Source organism: Caballeronia sp. DA-9 (genome assembly GCF_051615025.1).
In the GTDB taxonomy this organism is placed as follows: Bacteria; Pseudomonadota; Gammaproteobacteria; order Burkholderiales; family Burkholderiaceae; genus Caballeronia; species Caballeronia sordidicola.
Genome location: NZ_CP195131.1, coordinates 982,768 through 999,566, shown reverse-complemented (window position 1 = coordinate 999,566; position 16,799 = coordinate 982,768). Strand labels below are relative to the sequence as shown.

At 59.9% G+C, this 16,799-nt stretch carries 14 protein-coding genes; 6 read left to right on the top strand and 8 right to left on the bottom strand.

Annotation, left to right across the window (positions count from 1 at the left end):
• Positions 1 to 82: 82 nt before the first annotated feature.
• Positions 83 to 1,228 carry a peptidyl-alpha-hydroxyglycine alpha-amidating lyase family protein gene (locus tag ACRWA7_RS04480; protein WP_438390238.1) on the bottom strand — a complete coding sequence of 382 codons (1,146 nt, stop codon included), beginning with the start codon at positions 1,226 to 1,228 and terminating at the stop codon, positions 83 to 85.
• A gap of 216 nt (positions 1,229 to 1,444) precedes the next feature.
• Here ACRWA7_RS04480 and ACRWA7_RS04475 point away from each other — a divergent pair, with 216 nt between their 5' ends.
• The 3 genes from ACRWA7_RS04475 (at position 1,445) to ACRWA7_RS04465 (ending at position 4,638) form a co-directional block, all read left to right on the top strand.
• Positions 1,445 to 2,347, top strand: coding sequence for a ketopantoate reductase family protein (locus ACRWA7_RS04475; RefSeq protein WP_438390237.1), 903 nt, complete (start codon positions 1,445 to 1,447; stop codon positions 2,345 to 2,347).
• 90 nt (positions 2,348 to 2,437) lie between these two features.
• Complete coding sequence (xth, locus tag ACRWA7_RS04470) at positions 2,438 to 3,244, top strand: exodeoxyribonuclease III (protein ID WP_438390236.1); 807 nt, start codon at positions 2,438 to 2,440, stop codon at positions 3,242 to 3,244.
• Between the two features lie 659 nt (positions 3,245 to 3,903).
• On the top strand, positions 3,904 to 4,638 hold the full coding sequence (locus tag ACRWA7_RS04465) for a Crp/Fnr family transcriptional regulator (RefSeq protein ID WP_060857417.1): 735 nt from the start codon (positions 3,904 to 3,906) through the stop codon (positions 4,636 to 4,638).
• An 82-nt stretch (positions 4,639 to 4,720) separates the two neighbouring features.
• Here the strand turns inward: ACRWA7_RS04465 and ACRWA7_RS04460 are convergent, their stop codons facing one another.
• A complete protein-coding gene (locus ACRWA7_RS04460; protein WP_060857416.1) occupies positions 4,721 to 5,146 on the bottom strand; it encodes a cupin domain-containing protein in 426 nt (141 codons plus the stop codon).
• Positions 5,147 to 5,482: 336 nt separating this feature from the next.
• Between ACRWA7_RS04460 and ACRWA7_RS04455 the strand changes: the two genes are divergently transcribed.
• Positions 5,483 to 6,688, top strand: coding sequence for a multidrug effflux MFS transporter (locus ACRWA7_RS04455; protein ID WP_438390235.1), 1,206 nt, complete (start codon positions 5,483 to 5,485; stop codon positions 6,686 to 6,688).
• Between the two features lie 54 nt (positions 6,689 to 6,742).
• Entirely contained in the window at positions 6,743 to 8,539 is a 1,797-nt protein-coding gene (locus ACRWA7_RS04450) for an ABC transporter transmembrane domain-containing protein (protein WP_438390234.1), read from the top strand.
• Positions 8,540 to 8,608: 69 nt separating this feature from the next.
• Here ACRWA7_RS04450 and ACRWA7_RS04445 read toward each other — a convergent pair whose 3' ends face one another.
• Together ACRWA7_RS04445 and ACRWA7_RS04440 are read right to left on the bottom strand one after the other, a co-directional pair.
• Entirely contained in the window at positions 8,609 to 9,268 is a 660-nt protein-coding gene (locus ACRWA7_RS04445) for a hypothetical protein (protein WP_438390233.1), read from the bottom strand.
• A gap of 199 nt (positions 9,269 to 9,467) precedes the next feature.
• A complete protein-coding gene (locus tag ACRWA7_RS04440; protein WP_438390232.1) occupies positions 9,468 to 10,802 on the bottom strand; it encodes a cellulase family glycosylhydrolase in 1,335 nt (444 codons plus the stop codon).
• Between the two features lie 1,261 nt (positions 10,803 to 12,063).
• On the opposite strand from ACRWA7_RS04440, the gene ACRWA7_RS04435 reads away from it, so the two are divergent.
• A complete protein-coding gene (locus ACRWA7_RS04435; RefSeq protein WP_438390231.1) occupies positions 12,064 to 12,390 on the top strand; it encodes a superinfection immunity protein in 327 nt (108 codons plus the stop codon).
• A 29-nt stretch (positions 12,391 to 12,419) separates the two neighbouring features.
• On the opposite strand, the gene ACRWA7_RS04430 is transcribed toward ACRWA7_RS04435, so the two are convergent.
• From ACRWA7_RS04430 to ACRWA7_RS04415, 4 genes are all read right to left on the bottom strand, one after another.
• On the bottom strand, positions 12,420 to 13,331 hold the full coding sequence (locus ACRWA7_RS04430; RefSeq protein ID WP_438390230.1) for an ABC transporter permease: 912 nt from the start codon (positions 13,329 to 13,331) through the stop codon (positions 12,420 to 12,422).
• A gap of 1 nt (position 13,332) precedes the next feature.
• Entirely contained in the window at positions 13,333 to 14,247 is a 915-nt protein-coding gene (locus tag ACRWA7_RS04425) for an ABC transporter permease (protein WP_438390229.1), read from the bottom strand.
• A gap of 72 nt (positions 14,248 to 14,319) precedes the next feature.
• Entirely contained in the window at positions 14,320 to 15,636 is a 1,317-nt protein-coding gene (locus ACRWA7_RS04420; RefSeq protein WP_438390228.1) for an ABC transporter substrate-binding protein, read from the bottom strand.
• 73 nt (positions 15,637 to 15,709) lie between these two features.
• Positions 15,710 to 16,768, bottom strand: coding sequence for an ABC transporter ATP-binding protein (locus ACRWA7_RS04415; protein WP_438390227.1), 1,059 nt, complete (start codon positions 16,766 to 16,768; stop codon positions 15,710 to 15,712).
• Positions 16,769 to 16,799: the final 31 nt, after the last annotated feature.

Sequence of the window (16,799 nt, the reverse complement as noted above, 5' to 3'; positions counted from 1 at the left end):
ACAGAAATGCGGGACACCTTGGTTTTAACCGTGGACCATCGAGGGTATTTCGATTGATGACGTTGCGTCCACGGCTCCGTGCTCACGCGTGCAAAACCAGCTTCTGCACGCGCCAGTTAAGCAGTTCGGCGACGAAAAGCGCGTTCTCCGACGGACACGCCATCTGGTGAATCCAGCCGAACTGCTTGAGCTGTTTGCCCGATTCACCCAGCACGCCGAGCAATTTGCCGTCGAGCGTCATCTTGTAGATGCGTCCGGGGAAAGCGTCCGCGCTGTACAAGACCGGATTGGGACCCGGCGATATACAGATCGCCCAAGGCGAGCCGGGCGCAAACGTCCCGGCGGCAATGGCCGCTTCATCCGGCGCATAGCCAATTGCCGCACGCGCGCCCGGCGGCACGGGGACATCGATGGTGAACTGCCTCTGGAAATTGCCTTCGCCGTCGAACACCTGGATTCTACGGTTGCTTCGGTCCGCCACATACACGAGCCCTTCGGCATCGAGCGCAATGCTGTGCGGCGTGTGGAACTGGCCGGGACCCGTGCCGCGTTCACCCCACGACTTGAGCCAGTTGCCGTCGCGGTCGACCTTCGCCACGCGTGAATTGATGTAGCCATCGCTGATGTAGGTGTTGCCGGCGGCGTCCCACGCGACATCGGTGACCTGGCGGAACCGGCCCGGCTCCGCGGGAAGCGGCGGGTTCGGATGCTTGAGAGGACCCGTTTCCTCGTCGGCGGCTTCCTGCTTGCGGCCGAACACCATCGCCACGCGGCCGTCCGGCGTGAACTTGATGACCATGTCCGAGCCCTTGTCAGTGACCCAGATGTTGTCCTGTTTATCGACCTTCACGCTATGTGCGAACGACCACGCGTAAAGGTTGCGGCCGATCTCGCGGACGAACCGGCCATCCGGGGCGAATTCAAGGAGCTGGGCTGCCGCGGCGGCGTATGCGGGTCCGCTCGTGTTACCGCGCGACAGCACGAAGATATGGCCGTGCGAATTGAGTGCGACGCCGGAGCATTCGCCAAAATAGACGTCGCGGGGAAGACGGACGGGGTTTGGAATGGAATCGAAAGCAATCTCGGGGACGCTTTGCGCGCGGGCCAGTTGCGGCGTAAGCGCCAGCGCTGCTGCGGCGCCCACGCCCAGTCGCAAGAAACCTCGCCGGTCGAGGCCGCGTTGTTCGATCCCGCAGCACGGGCATGACATCGAGTGGTATTGGCTCATCTGTGTTTGTCTCCGTTTTTGGTTGCAGGCCTATGCTAATCCGATTAAGTGAAACGCGACCGGTGGCGCAACCGGAACCGGCGGGCCGCCTGCATCGCGTTATGGGAAAATCCCCCACGAATACATGCGAACTGCAAAAGGCGTTGCCCATGCTTCAAGCGGCGATTCGCGAGACGCGGGCAAACTACATCGATCTCGACCAGGTGAGTGACGAAAATGAAAGTAGCGGTGATGGGTGCGGGTGCGGTCGGTTGTTACTACGGTGGCATGCTGGCGCGCGCGGGACACGAGGTGACGCTGATCGGCCGTCCGAATCATGTCGAGGCGATCACGCGTGACGGGCTGCGCATGCAGACCCTGCGTTTTGATGAACACGTGCGTGTGGCCGCGAGCACGCAAGCAAGCGCGGTCAAAGGTGCGGCACTGGTGCTGTTTTGCGTGAAGTCCACCGATACGGAAAGCGCCGCTGCCGAAATCAAACCGTATCTCGCGGACGACGCGCTAGTGCTGGTATTGCAAAACGGCGTCGACAACGCCGGCCGCGTGCGCAAGATCGTGGCGCAGGAAGTGGCCGCGGCCGTGGTCTACGTGGCAGCCGGCATGGAAGGTCCCGGGCACGTCCGCCATCACGGACGCGGCGACCTGGTGATCGAGCCATCGAGCGCAAGCGAGAGCGTCGCCCGCACGCTGATCGATGCACAGATTCCCACTGAAATTTCCCCCAACGTGACCGGCGCCCTCTGGGCCAAGCTGATCCTGAACTGCGCGTACAACGCGCTCTCCGCGATCACGCAACTGCCTTATGGACGCCTCGCGGAAAACGCGGGCGTGCAGGCTTCAATGCGCGATATCGTCGGAGAGTGTCTCGCGGTCGCGCGGGCGGAAAACGTCACCATTCCCGGCGATGTCGATGCGTCCGTGCGCATGATCGCCGAAACCATGCCGACGCAGTTTTCATCGACGGCTCAGGATGTGGCGCGTTCGAAGCCGACGGAAATCGACCACTTGAACGGACTGATCGTGCGTCTGGGCGAAGCGCATGGCATTGCCACGCCGGCCAATCGCGTATTGCACGCGCTCGTGAAAGCCATCGAGACGAAATACCCGAATCCGGCTTGATCTGAAAGTCTGCGCTGGAGGTCTGCATTGAAGGCCTGAAGATTGCGTGACGTCGCCTGGATCCAGCCACTTCATACGGGAGGCGCCAGCGTGAAAATCGCAACGTTCAACATCAACGGCATTCGTTCGCGCCTTGCCGCGCTGCTTGAATGGCTCGAGCGCGAATCCCCGGACGTTGTCTGCATGCAGGAGCTCAAGGCGCAGGACGCGGCCTTTCCCATCGACGAGATCCGTGCGGCCGGGTACGGCGCGATCTGGTACGGGCAGGCATCGTGGAACGGGGTGGCGATCCTTGCAAAGGGCGGCGATCCGCTCGAAAGCCGGCGCGGCCTGCCAGGAGACAAGGACGATACCCACAGCCGCTATATAGAGGCGGCGGTCGGCGGCATGTTGATCGGATGTCTTTATTTGCCCAATGGCAATCCGCAACCCGGACCGAAATTCGACTACAAGCTCGCGTGGTTCGAGCGGCTGATCGAATATGCGGCCACGCTTTACGCAAGTGGGCATCCGGTGGTGCTGGCGGGCGACTTCAACGTCATTCCTACCGATGAAGACATCTACAACACCCGCTCTTGGAAGAAAGACGCGTTGCTGCAGCCCGAAAGCCGTGCCTGCTATGCGCGTCTCCTCGAACAAGGCTGGACCGACGCGCTGCGCGCGACGCACCCCGACGAACGCATCTACACGTTCTGGGACTATTTTCGCGAACACTGGAAAACCAATTCGGGCCTGCGCATCGACCACGTGCTGCTCAGTGCGGATCTCGCGCCAAGGCTACGGGGCGCGGGCGTTGACCGCTGGGTGCGGGACCGCCCTCGTGCGAGCGATCACGCGCCGGTCTGGATTGAACTGGGCGCGAGCGGCAAGGGTAAGGCAACGAAAAAAACCGGCTGAAGCTGGGCGCAATGACAGGAAAACGCCCCCTTGCGCCAATAACGCAACGTTTTCTGATCGTGGCCGCGCGTGCCGCCAGCGTTCGGCGCGGCCATGGCACGCATGATTTTCTGGTGGCTCGCCTTGCGGCGTCGGCTTCGGGACGCCCGAAAAGGTCCGCTTCGCCAAGGAGGCGCGGGATAGGTGGAACAGTTTTGAATCATTTTCGGAAGTTGGCTGGGAATGGCCTCTCGCGCCAAGGATTCCGCGATCAAACAGGCCCTTCCGGAAGATTTTTCGAACCGCGATGGGCCTTTGGCAAGACATTTGGCAGACAAAAGAGCTACGGGGATTAATCGTACGGATAACCGCCGGTCTCCGCTGATTTGTTCATAACTGAAACAAAAATCTTTTTGCCTCCAATGTTCGGTATGGCCTATCCCTTTCGCTTCCTTGATGGCATTGGGTTTGACACCTATTGGCACGGTCCTCGCTATGTATGTGGTACAGCGCTCGTTACGGTCGACAGTTAAAAACAATCAAACGACTTTGACGAATGCGCTTCGGGGCTGGTCGAGAACCGCGTTTCAAATGGATGCCGTCAGATGCATCAGGAAGGCGCGGAATTGACCGGAATAAAAGTACGGCGCATAGCGCAAGAATATAAAGAGAAGAACATCATGTTGACCCTTCAGTCCGATTTGCACGGCAACCATCTGTTGGGCGCGCTTCCCGCGCACGAATGGCAGGCGCTTACGCCTCACCTGGAACTGGTTCAGCTTCGTACGGAGCAGTTGCTCTGCGATTCGGGACAGCGCATTCACCACGTCTATTTCCCGACGACAGCCATCATTTCGCTCCTTCACACGATGGAAGACGGCGGCTCCGTGGAAATAGCCGCGATCGGCCGCGAAGGCATGACCGGCGTTCCGGTGCTGACCGGTGGCGATACCATGCCGACCCGCGTCCAGGTTCAATGCCCGGGCTTCGCTTATCGCATGAGCGCGTCCGCCTTGCGCGAGCAGTTCGGCCGTTCCGACTTCCTGCGCCGCCTGATGCTGCTTTATATGCAAGCACTGCTCACGCAAGTGGCGCAGACCGCGGCGTGCAACCGTCATCATTCGCTCAGCAAGCAGTTGTGCCGCTGGTTGTTGATCGAGATCGACCGGACGCCCACGGACCAGTTGCAGGTCACGCAGCAGATGATTGCCGACATGCTCGGCGTACGTCGCGAAGGCGTGACCGAAGCGGCAGGAAAGCTTCACGATGACGGCCTGATCCATCACAGCCGCGGTTGCATCAAGGTGCTCGATCGTGCGGGTCTGGAAGCGCGCGCGTGCGAATGCTACGGCATCGTCAAGCGCGAATTCGACCGGATGCTGCCGCGCGTGCGCCAGATCGAAGAAGTCTGCTAAGTCTTCTCGCGCGTGTGTGTCATGTTGGAAGCCATGCGTGGGGCAGTCTGCTAGGAGGCAGTGCCGATACTCGTCCCATGTCTCAACGATGGACGTCGTCAAGCTCCGGCAATAACATCACGCTTTCCTGGTCGTTCGGGTCGGTACGGGCAATGACCGTGACGCACGGCTCGGTGCTGCTCGGGTTATATGGCACGTGCGGAACATTCGCCGGGATATAGAAAAATTCGCCCGCTGCCACCGTTTCGTGATGCTGCAGGTTCTCCCCATACCAGACGCCGGACTCGCCGCTGATCACGTAGATCGCGGTTTCGTGCGCCTCGTGTTTGTGCGCTCGGGCGCGGATCATGGGCGGGAGTGTCGCAAGCTGCATGTGAATATGCCTTGACCCGACGGTTTGCGCCGATATGCCTTCCGCGTAAAGCAGTTTTTGTTTTCCGGCGCGCGCGGAGCCTGGCCGCACTTTGCGGCAGGCAGGGGTGACATCGACAGGTGTGTTCTCGGACATCGTGTGAACTCCTGCTGTGGGTATGTTCGTTTCCCCTTGAGCGATTGACTCCCGCACGCCGGGGCGGTTGCCTGTCATGCCGGCTCCCGGAAATAACAACGCTTCGCCCGATCGTTCTATTCCATACAATCTGCCGGCGAGTAGCCGTGAGCACGGCCGGCCATCCTGTTGACTGCACTGCGCGGATTCCAATTTCACTGTAACGTCGCAACTTTGGGCGGCCCGATTCAAGTACGCGGGACGACGCGCGCGCTCTACGGCATCACGAACCGCGAACCACGATCAACCCCGGGTCACGCACGCGCCCCGGGATTTTCCATTGTTGAACCGATCCTCATGAACCGACGTTTCCTGCAGCTAGCCATCGTGCTGGGCCTCATCACCGCCGTTGGCCCGTTTGCCATCGACATGTATCTTCCCGCGCTGCCGTCCATAGGCGGCGCGCTCCATGCAACCCCCGCCGAAGTGCAGCTGAGCCTGATGATGTTTTTCGTCACGCTCGGAGTCTGCCAGCTCGTCTACGGTCCGCTTGCCGACATGTTCGGGCGCAAGCTGCCGATCTATGCCGGTCTCGCGATCTTCACAGCCGGCAGCGTGGGCTGCGCGTTTGCACCGGACGTGCACGTGCTGATCGGCTTTCGCGTGCTGCAGGCGCTCGGCGCGTGCGCGGGCATGGTCGTGCCGCGGGCGGTCGTGCGCGACCTGTACACGGGGCACGACGCCACGCGTCTGATGTCGCTGCTGATGCTGGTCGTGAGCATATCGCCCATCCTTGCGCCGCTGACGGGCAGTATCATCATCGCGGCGTTTGGCTGGCGTGGGGTGTTCTGGGCGCTGACGGTTGCGGGCGGTATCGCGTTCCTGCTTGCCGCCACGCAACTGGAGGAGACGCGCGAAGCGCATCATCGCGCCGATAGTTCCTGGGCCAGCGCATTCGCGGGTTATCGCAAGCTGATGACGGACCCTTCGTTTCTCGGGCTGACACTCGTTGGCGCGTTTGGCATGGCGTCGTTTTTCGTCTATCTGGCGAACGCGTCGTTTGTGATCATCGATCATTACGGGTTGACGCCGACCATGTTCAGCCTCTGCTTCGCGCTCAATGCGGCCGCGTTTTTCGGCGTCAGCCAGTTCACGGCGCGCTTTACCGCGAAGTACGGACTGCCGCGCGTGATTCGCGTCTCGGTCTCGGGCTTCGCACTTTCGATGGCGATCCTCGCCGTGTTGTTCGTCGCGGGCGCAGACAGCCTGCCGCTGATGATGCTGTTCCTGTTTATCGGCTATGGGTTCCTGGGACTCGTCATGCCTACGTCCGCGGTGTTGTCGCTCGAACATCACGGCGCGATCGCGGGCACGGCGTCGGCATTGATGGGCGCGTTGCAGTTCGTGGTCGGCGCGGCCGTGATGGCGCTCTCGGGGCTTGTGACAAACGGCGCGCCGAAGCCGATGGTGATTTGCATCGCCCTCGCGGCCATTACGGCGTTCGTGTTCGCGCATGTCACGCTGCGCGCGCAGCATTTCCGTTTGCCGGCAGCAGCGGAATAGACAATCCCGCCGGGCTGGCACAATCAACGGACCTTCGCTTCACCCGGGACCCTCATGTCACACGCTTTGTTGCCGCCGGAGCCCGCGCCGCCTTCGAAAGCGGTCGAACCGCTGTTCGCGCTGCTACCGTTCCTGCGTCCCTACGCCGGGCGTTGGGCGCTCGCGTTCCTCGCGCTGATAACGTCGGCAGGCGCTACCCTGGCGTTGCCGGTGGCGTTCAAATATCTGATCGACCGGGGCTTCGCCGGAGGCAACCGGGCGCATATCGACCGTTATTTTTTTGCGTTGTTCATTGTTTCGCTGGTACTGGCCGGCGCCACGGCGTTGCGCTTTTATCTGGTGTCATGGCTGGGCGAGCGCGTCACGGCCGACCTTCGGCGCGCGGTCTACGACCACATGCTCGGCATGAGCCCACAGTTCTTCGAGACCACGCAAAGTGGGGAAGTGCTGTCGCGGCTCACGGCCGACACCACGCTGATCCAGACGGTAGTAGGAACCAGCCTGTCGATGGGATTGCGCAACTTCTTCCTGCTCACCGGCGGCGTGGCGATGCTCGCGGTGACGAGTCCGGTGTTGTCGGGTTACATCATCGGCACGTTGGTCGTGGTGATTGCGCCCATTCTCATCTTTGGCCGTCGTGTGCGGCGGCTTTCGCGCGCGAGCCAGGACAAGATTGCCAACGCGAGCGCGCTGGCGGGCGAAGTGCTCAATGCCATGCCCACAGTGCAATCGTACGCGCAAGAACCGTTCGAGACGCGGCGCTTTGGCGGCGCGGTGGAACTGGCTTTTGAAACCGCGCTCAGGCGCATCCGGGCGCGTGCATGGTTGACGGCGGCGGTGATCGTGCTGGTGTTCACCGCGATCGTATTCGTGCTTTGGCTCGGCGCGCAGGCAGTGTTGGCCGGGCGCATGACTGCGGGGCAGTTGTCCCAGTTCATCCTCTATGCGGTGTTCACGGCCGGTGCGGTGGGCGCGCTCGCCGAAGTGTGGGGCGACCTGCAGCGGGCCGCCGGCGCCACCGAGCGGCTTCTGCAATTGTTATCGGCACGTTCGCCCGTGATGCAGGCCGCGACGACGGTCGCACTGCCGGCGCACGGTGAGGGCATCCGCTTTGACAACGTGAGCTTCTCGTATCCGTCCCGTCCTGGCATTGCGGCACTTTCGGGTCTCACGCTCAACGTGCGTTCAGGCGAGCATGTTGCGCTGGTCGGGCCATCGGGTGCCGGCAAGACGACGCTGTTTCAACTGCTTCTGCGCTTTTACGATCCGCAAACGGGCGGCATTCTGATCAACGGCGTTTCCGCGCGCGATGTGCCGCTCGCCGACTTGCGCCGGGAAATCGGGGTCGTGCTGCAGGAATCGGTGATCTTTTCAGGCAGCGTGCTTGATAACATCCGTTATGGCGCACCTGAGGCCACACTCGCGCAAGTACAGCGGGCGGCTGGGATGGCAGCGGCGGCGGGGTTTATCGAAGCATTGCCGCAGGGCTATGAAACGTTTCTTGGCGAGCGCGGCGTGCGTTTGTCCGGCGGGCAGCGGCAACGTATTGCGATTGCCCGGGCGATCCTGAAGAATCCGCCTATCCTGCTGCTCGACGAGGCAACCAGCGCGCTCGATGCAGCAAGCGAACGGCTGGTGCAACAGGCACTGGACAACGCGGCGCACAACCGCACCACGCTGGTCATCGCGCACCGGCTCGCGACGGTTCAGCAAGCGGATCGTATTGTGGTGATGGAACAAGGGCGCATTGTCGCGCAGGGACGTCACGCCGATTTGCTTCTCAGCTCGCCGCTTTATGCGCAGCTTGCGGCGCTCCAGTTTGGAAGTGCCGAACTGCCATTGCATCAGTAAGCGCGTGATGCTGAGCGACCCTGAATATCGCTTTTGAGGCTTGATCAATGCTGCGTGAAGCAAGTGTGGTTACTGCGTGCCGGGCCGTTTTGGCGGCGGCAGTGAAGGATCGAGCCGGGCGGAATCCCTGACCAGGCTATCGGTCATCGCGGCTGCGACGGGATTTGTCCGGCGGCGGGACGGATCGTCATGAACGAGTGGGGCGGGCGGCGGCAACGCCGGGTCCAGCTTGGCGGACTCCCTGACAAGCTCATCCGTCACGACAGATGTCGCTGGTTTTGGGTTGTGGCTGCGCGTACTGTCGCGCGTGATATCGGCACGCGCTGTTTGCGCCGGACTCCTTGCGGGAGTGGATGGGCTGCGCGGGTTGGCTGCGTCGAGCGTTTGCGCGGGCGGCGGATTCGGCTTCGTGGCCGGTTGCGGCGGTGGCGCGATGCTCGCGATAGGCGCAGCGGGCTCTGACGCGATATTCGCGATCGTGGGCTGCGTAGACTGCGTGGGTGCATTGGCGACGACCCCTTCGCTGCCAGCGGAAGCTGTGCCAGCGATACTTCCCGCCGTGACATGCGTATCGCTCAATCCGGGGTCCGACTCCTCTTCAAGCGTGGAGCCGTCCGGTGCTGCGTGGGTTTCCGTCGACTCGTCGCCTTTGTGAAACACAAGATAGGCGCCCACGGCGAGTTCCGCGAGAAGCACCGCGATTATCAATGTCTTGCGGGTATTCCTCATATGAAGCAATGGTTCGTTTAAGCGACGCAATGCAGCCATGATAACCGCACGCTCGCCACGCTTCCCGAAAACGCGGGTTGTGCGGCGACGGCCACAACGCGCGCGACCGTGCGAGAAAGCATGTGACGAACGCCGCATGATCCGGACGTTTGAATGGTGGCCGGGCACGCAGGGTATCGTGCCCGGTCATGAAGCGCGCTCAGGTGTCCGGGTGGGACGACGAGAAGCTTGTGAACGCGTTGTACGGCTGGTTCAGCGTTGCACCGCTCACCATCAGGCCATAAGTATCGTTGCCGCTGTCGAGCACGTAATACATGGCGGACTGGATGTTGTGCGTCTTTCTGGCGTTATAGAACTCGCCCAATTGGGTTGTGATGTAGTTCGCTCGATAAGCCGCACTCTGCTCGGGACCCGTGTTCCATTCCGTGATCATGAAAGGCACGTTGTAGCGAGCCTTGCAGTAGGTTGGCAGATCGAATCCCGGACCCGAACCGTCTGAACCGATGTTGAATATGTCGCCATACACTTCGTAGTTGTGCCACGTCGTGATGTCCCATTGGACTCTCGGATAGCCTCTGCTGCCATCGGGCTGCATGCCTTCCCACAGCGCATCTGCGGCTCCGACGTCGGCGACGCAGAAGTTGATGCCGCACTTGGCGTTCGACTGAACCGACTTCACGCCGTCGATCATGCCGCGCATCACGCCTCGCATGGCCGGCCAGTTCGTATTGTTGAAGTCAACCGCTTTGGTGCCCGCCTGGGTGAAGTCCAGAATGGTCGAGTTCTGGCGGGTCAGCTCGTTGCCGCATTCGTACATGGTCACGCCATACTGCTTCAAAGTATTCGCAACAGTCGAAGCGACCGCGTAGCCCTGACTATAGGCAGCGTCCTCGCTGCCGAAGACATTGCCGTTGTTATCGGTCATGCCCTGGTTGATCAACACAAAGAGGGTGAGGCCCGCAGCCTGAAATGCCGCCGCCAATTTCGTTACAGCGGCAAGCTGCTGTGGATCATTGGTGCAACCTACGCGGAACGTCGTGCAGCCCAGTCCCTTCAAGATGGAGACGACCTGAGCCGGAGTATAAGGGTCATCCCAATGGCCGTTCATGCCGTAGAAGTTGCCCGGTATTGCAGCGCTCGCATGGCGCGGGTCGCTGGCTTGCAACCATCCGGCTGCGTCGGTCCAGAGATAGCACTGGCCTGACGTGTTCGTATGCCACATTCTGCCGCCGTACCACAGGAGCAAGGCGACGTTGAAGTTGACTCCGACAACGGAACCATCGCGGTAGATGACTCCGTTGGATACGGTCCAGACGCGGCCTTGTGCGTCGATGATGGAGGACGCCGGGGGAATCATGGTGGCGTCCGCTGACATGTTGCTCACTGCCGCATTGACAACCGCTTTGCTACTCGATGCGCTGTTGACGGCTGCACCTGAAACGCTGCCGCCGTCGCTGGAACCGCCGCACGCAGCCAACATATAGCTACCGCTCAAAGCCGTGAGGCAACCTAGAAATTGACGTCTTTTTAACATGGCGAGTTGTGTCCAATGTCGAAAAAAGGCTCGACAAAAAAATGGTGTTGATTTCAGTTTGGGAGGCATGAAGCACTTGAAAGCCGTGCACTGATATCGCTCAAATAATTCGTAGAACTAAAAACTTAATGCTTGACCTCATTCTTTCAATTCCCGGGATAGCCACTGAAGACAGTATTTAAGTTCGGACTACGAACCGAATGCCATGACCCGGCGCTGGTGTTCTGGAAGCAATGTCCAGAATGTCCAGGCGCGTCAATCGGCCGGATGGAACGTTTTCGCAAACGTTTTACCCAAAACATGCCATTACCGTGTTCTGTCCCGGCAAACTCTACCTTTTTCATCGAAGGCAGGCGCAAATCCTACCCGGAATGTGCGGTAGCGCTCAAACGAATTAATTTTTTTCGGGGAAAAAGGGAAAATTTTCTAATGCACCGGCGCATCCCACAAATATTTCCTCAGGAAATTGTTTGATTAATATGAGGAATACGATCGCGATGCCTGATATTTGCCGGTTATCTCATTTGATTGGGGTAATTAATTCCTGATTATGTAACAATTTCTTATCGATATTTAGAGGGCAATCAATGGTGCCGATCCTGCCTGGATAAAGGGTCCGATGAAAGATTGGGAGATAGCTGGATCTTGCGGTAACGGCGAGGTTGGTCACTATTAGTAATTGAAATTCGTTTCCCGGGATTTGGTCCGTGACGGCCCGGGCGTGCACACAGGAGCGTTGCTTTGATCATATGGGATGGTTTAAGAAAAACTTCAACTTCATTGGTTGGGGCCGCTAAGTTTTTTGGGCGAAAAAGAAGGATTTAAAAATGAGATTAAATAAGGTGTTTTAACGGATTTATAAATTGGTGTAATTTAGATTATCTGGGTTTGTTTTATCGTGGTCGCGGAACTTTAAAGTGTATTTTTAAATACGACTACTTGCGCGTGCATTACGGAATATCTAATACTCGGTCCCCCGCTGTGCGATCCGGCGATGCGCCATTGTGAGGCGCGCCGTAATGCGTGATGTGTGGCTACATTCGGGAAAGACACACAGGCGTGAAGGAGCCGGGGTTCGGGGTCGTATGAACGCAGGCCAGGCGAGGTTCAATAGCGCCTGATTATTACGGCGGTTAAATTTGTGACTTGGACCTTGGGCGCCATCAGGACTATTCTGGATTTTCGCTTGAACGGATCTTCGATTGCAACGTATGGCGGTTGCATCCATCCCGTTCAAGCGATCTGTAAGGAGAGCGCAAAAATGGTCGAAAAAACAGTGGTCCAGGCTTTTATTGCTGTTGTCGCAATGCTTGTGTACTTCACGCCGTCGATCGTGGCGGACAGGCGAGGGCGGCGCAACGTGCTGCTTCTCGCACTCATGAACGCGTTGCTTGGGTGGACGATCGTCGGATGGCTGAGCGCGCTTTACTGGGCGCTTCACCGCGACAGTCCCAAGAACGTCGACCGCATCATGCGCCGCCAGATGCGCATCAAGGCCCATGCCACGGCCGATGCAATCGTCGAACGGGCGCTTGCGCGCAACGTTCCGCCAGCGAAGGCAATACGTATTTCCCGCGAACCCTACTGACAGGCGACGCGCAAGGCATCCGGCGTGCCTCATCGCCCGAGAGCGAGCGCACGCGAACGTCTGCGGCTCAACCCGCGCACCATCCATAGTCCAGCCACCATCACGGTAAAGGACAACGTGGTGGTCATGGTGCCAAGCGCGTAGATAACCGGCGTGGTCACCGAGGTCGTCAACCCCTGCAATTCAAGCGGCAACGTGTTCTGGTCGCCGATTGCCTGCGAGGTGCGCGCGATCTCGTCCCAGGACAACGTAAAGCCGAACATGCCCACGCCAATCACCGACGGCCCGATGATCGGCAACACGACGTGCCTGAAACTTTGCCACGGCGATGCGCCAAGGTCGCGCGCTGCTTCTTCGTACGCCGGGTTGAATCGATTGAAGACGGCGAACATCACGAGCAAGCCGAAGGGCAGAGTCCACGTGAGATGCGCGCCGAGCGCTGATGTATAAAGACCCATCGAGGTGGTGTAGTTGTCGACGAAAGATTCGTGCCCCATGAGCGTGGCGAGATATTTGACGCCGTTATCGAGTAGCCGGAACGTGAGTCCAATGCCCAGCGAGACAATGATCGAAGGCATGATCAGGCTTGCAACCGATACATAGAACACCGCGGTATCACCCCGAAAGCGCTTGCGAAACGCGAGTCCCGCAGCAACGGAGAACAGCACCGTCAAGACAGTCACCACGGCGGCGAGACGCACTGAACGTCCGAACGCAGCCCAGATGTCGATGTCTCCAACGCCCTGGCGCAGCACTTCGAACCAGTGCAATGACACACCGCGCATGGGGAAGGTGAGACCGCCCTCCGGTCCCTGGAATGACAAAATGAAAATGGTGATGACGGGGCCGTAGAGAAACAGCACGAACAATGCGAACACGAGCGCAAGCCAATAGAAACTGGCAGGCCTGCGCTCGCGGTGTCTGAGACGGATCGCCGCCATGTCACAGCTCCTTGCGGATATCGACTACGCGGGTCAACGCCCACACGATCATGAGCACCACGGCGAGCAGGATGATCGCGTTGGCGGCGGCTGCGGGAAACTGCAGATAGCCCGTCTGCACCTGAATGATCTTTCCCACCGACGCAATCTGCTGGCCCCCCATCACACCCACGGTCAGGAAATCGCCCATGACGATGGTGATCACGAAGATCGAACCAATCACGATTCCCGTCTTCGATAACGGCAGCACCACTTCGCGGATGACTTGCCAGCCGGTGGCGCCGGCGTCGCGTGCGGCCTCGAGCAGGGACCGGTCTATGCGCATCATTGCATTGAAGATTGGAACGATCATGAAGAACGTATAAAGATGTACGAACGCGAGGACGACGGAGAAATTCGAGTACAGCAGCCATTCGAGCGGCCGGTCGATCATATGCGTGCTTATCAGCGCCTGGTTCACGAGTCCGTTGCGCCCGAGCAGCGGCATCCACGAAATCATCCGGATCACATTGGAGGTCCAGAACGGTATGGTGCAAACGAGGAACAGCACGGTCTGCATGCCCGATGAGCGCACATGGAATGCAAGGAAATAGGCAATCGTGAAGCCGATCAAAAGCGTGACGGCCCATACGATCGCGCAGAACTTGAGGGTCGACGCATAGGTCTTGAAGGTCACGCAAACATCGGTTGTCGATGAACATCCGTCGAAAATCGCCGCATAGTTCTTGAGCGTGAACGCGGGGATGATCTGGTACTCGTTGAAGTCCCAGAAGCTCACAATCAACGTGATAATCAGCGGCACGACGAAGAACAGCGCAAAGGTCAGCGTCAGCGGCGTTGCCTGCAGCCATGCGGTGCTTCGCCGGTGTTTGACCGGCGCATCAAGTGTTTGAACGGGAAGCTCGATCGATGCCATTGCGTGACGATTCCCCATGAATGAACTGATGTGGCGGGTTTCATGCAAGGCATGAAGCCGGCACCCGCGAACTCAGGCCGCGATGAACTCATTCCATTTCTGGACCATGTAGATGTTCTCGTCCATCACCGCATTCCAGCACGCGATTGCGCCCATACGCTGGTTGTACGAGCCGCCGTCGCGCACGGTGCCGGCCTTTTCCAATAACTGGCCGTCGGGCGCCTTGATGTCCTGCGCCGCAGGCTTGCCCTCCATCCAGTAATCCCATTCGTAGGCCTGCATGTGGGGCTTGGCGGTGTCGGGCACGCCGGGGTAATAGCCCTGGCGCATCAGGTAGGCGCCTGCCCAGCCGTCCTGGAACCAGTTGATGAATTCATACGCGGCGTCGAGCTTGCGGCCCTGCAGTGAACGCGGCAGTCCAAAACCCGACGCCCACGACCGATACCCCTCCTTCAGCGGCTGGAACCTGCAGGCAACGCCCATGGTGCGGACCTTCGTCACGGCTGGCGACCACATGGACTGGATCACGACCTCGCCGGAGGCCATCAGGTTCACGCTTTCGTTGAAGTCTTTCCAGAAGGCCCGGAACTGACCCGCGCGCTTCGCCTCGATGAGGATCTTGATGGTCTGGTCAATCTCGGCCTTGGTCATGTTGCCCTTGTCGCCGTACTTCATGTGGCCCATTGCCTCGATAGCCATCGCCGAATCCATGATGCCGATGGCCGGTATGTTGAGCAGCGCGGCCTTGCCCTTGAACTCGGGGTTGAGCAGTTCGGACCAGCTCGCGATTGGACGCTTGATCAGGTCGGGGCGGATGCCGAGCGTGTCGGCGTTATAGGTGGTGGGGATCAGTGTCATCCATTCGGTGGGTGTCGCGGAAAATTGAGTCGAGCGCGCGCCCGTCAGGAACATCACTTTCTTCGGTGCGGTGCCCTGGTCGCCAATTTTCTTGCCGTCGACTTCGCCGCGAGTGAGCACAGGCGTGATCTTGTCGGCGAGCTTGATTTTCTTCGCGTCCATGCCGGCGAGTGTTCCGGCGGGGATCAGCTTCTTCAGCGAGAAGTATTCGGTGTCGACAATATCGAACGAGTTCGGTTGCGTGATGATGCGCTTGGCGACGTCGTCGGTCGTGACCGGAATGTACTGGATCTGAATGCCCGTGTCCTCCTGGAACTTCTTTGCGATATCCGAGCTCTGGTTCACCGCTGTGCCGAGATAGCGAAGCGTGATCTTTTCCTGCGCGTGCACGAAGGGGAACCCCGCAATACCCGCTGCCGCGACCGCGCCCTTGAGCAAGCTGCGGCGCGTCAAGCCGTGGCCCGAGCCGAGGCCCGATTCAGCGGGCTCGCTTGCCGTAGTATCGGACGGGTATTCGTTTCGCTCGCTCATTGCAATCTCCCTTGGTTGACGTTCTCGCGCAGGTCCCGCGCGGTTTTCATGTGGTGCGGCGCCGCTCGATCTTTCATGCCGCCAATGCGTGCGCATCGTGCTCGTTCCACCAGACCACGACGCGCGCATCGGGGCAAAGACGCTGCGGGTCGTATTCGCTATCGGGCAGCAGTGAGATGAGTTCGGGCGAACCGTCGAGCGGCGCCAGCGTCATGCGCAGATGCGTGCCCTGATATTCGGTCTCGCGGACCGTGCAAGGAATGCCGCCGATACGGCTAAGCCCGCCGTCGCTGGCCGTCGGCTGCACGGGCGTCACGCCGTGGGGCGCAATTCGCAGATGATCGGCGCGCACGGTAAAGGCGCGTCCGTTGGCGCTGAGCACGTTATGGCCGCCGAGGAAACGCGCGACGAATTCAGTGCGCGGCCGGTTAAAGACTTCATGCGGAGAACCACTTTGTTCTATGCGTCCATGGCTCATCACCACGACCATGTCGGCGAGCGCCATCGCTTCTTCTTGCGAGTGCGTGACGTGCACGAAAGTGATGCCGAGTTCCTTCTGCCAGCGCTTGAGTTCAGCGCGCATCTGGATGCGCAGGAACGGGTCGAGCGCCGACAACGGTTCATCCAGGAGCAGGCAACGCGGTTCGTTCAGAAGCGCGCGGGCGAGCGCTACACGTTGTTGCTGGCCGCCCGATAACTGCGATGGCTTGCGTTCGGCGAACGCGCTCATTGCTACGAGTTCGAGCAGTTCGCCCGCGCGCTTGCGGCGCGCGTCTTTCGCCACGCCCCGCATCTTGAGGCTGAACGCGACGTTGTCGAGTGCGGACAAATGCGGGAACAGCGCATAGCTCTGGAAGACCATTGCGGTGCCACGCGTGGCGGGCGGTGCGCGCGTCACGTTGCGCTGGCCTATGAGGATGTCGCCATCGGTGATCGATTCGTGACCCGCAATCATCCGTAGCGTCGATGTCTTGCCACAGCCCGAAGGCCCGAGCAGGCAGCAGTACTGGCCGCCCGGAATGCGCAGGTCGATGGCGTCGACCGCGAGCGAGTCGCCGTATTGCTTCGACACGTGAACGAGTTCTATGTCAGCAGCTTCGGTCTTCACTACGGCTGAAGTGGACTGACTCATATGGACGGACTCACGAACGAACTCATGCGTT

Coding starts and splice junctions, on each gene's coding strand:
- ACRWA7_RS04450 (WP_438390234.1), top strand. CDS start 6,743: ATGTCACACGCTTTGTTGCCGCCGGAGCCCGCGCCGCCTTCGAAAGCG.
- ACRWA7_RS04440 (WP_438390232.1), bottom strand. CDS start 10,802: ATGTTAAAAAGACGTCAATTTCTAGGTTGCCTCACGGCTTTGAGCGGT.
- ACRWA7_RS04460 (WP_060857416.1), bottom strand. CDS start 5,146: ATGTCCGAGAACACACCTGTCGATGTCACCCCTGCCTGCCGCAAAGTG.
- ACRWA7_RS04430 (WP_438390230.1), bottom strand. CDS start 13,331: ATGGCGGCGATCCGTCTCAGACACCGCGAGCGCAGGCCTGCCAGTTTC.
- ACRWA7_RS04415 (WP_438390227.1), bottom strand. CDS start 16,768: ATGAGTCAGTCCACTTCAGCCGTAGTGAAGACCGAAGCTGCTGACATA.
- ACRWA7_RS04435 (WP_438390231.1), top strand. CDS start 12,064: ATGGTCGAAAAAACAGTGGTCCAGGCTTTTATTGCTGTTGTCGCAATG.
- ACRWA7_RS04480 (WP_438390238.1), bottom strand. CDS start 1,228: ATGAGCCAATACCACTCGATGTCATGCCCGTGCTGCGGGATCGAACAA.
- ACRWA7_RS04465 (WP_060857417.1), top strand. CDS start 3,904: ATGTTGACCCTTCAGTCCGATTTGCACGGCAACCATCTGTTGGGCGCG.
- ACRWA7_RS04475 (WP_438390237.1), top strand. CDS start 1,445: ATGAAAGTAGCGGTGATGGGTGCGGGTGCGGTCGGTTGTTACTACGGT.
- ACRWA7_RS04420 (WP_438390228.1), bottom strand. CDS start 15,636: ATGAGCGAGCGAAACGAATACCCGTCCGATACTACGGCAAGCGAGCCC.
- ACRWA7_RS04455 (WP_438390235.1), top strand. CDS start 5,483: ATGAACCGACGTTTCCTGCAGCTAGCCATCGTGCTGGGCCTCATCACC.
- ACRWA7_RS04425 (WP_438390229.1), bottom strand. CDS start 14,247: ATGGCATCGATCGAGCTTCCCGTTCAAACACTTGATGCGCCGGTCAAA.
- ACRWA7_RS04445 (WP_438390233.1), bottom strand. CDS start 9,268: ATGAGGAATACCCGCAAGACATTGATAATCGCGGTGCTTCTCGCGGAA.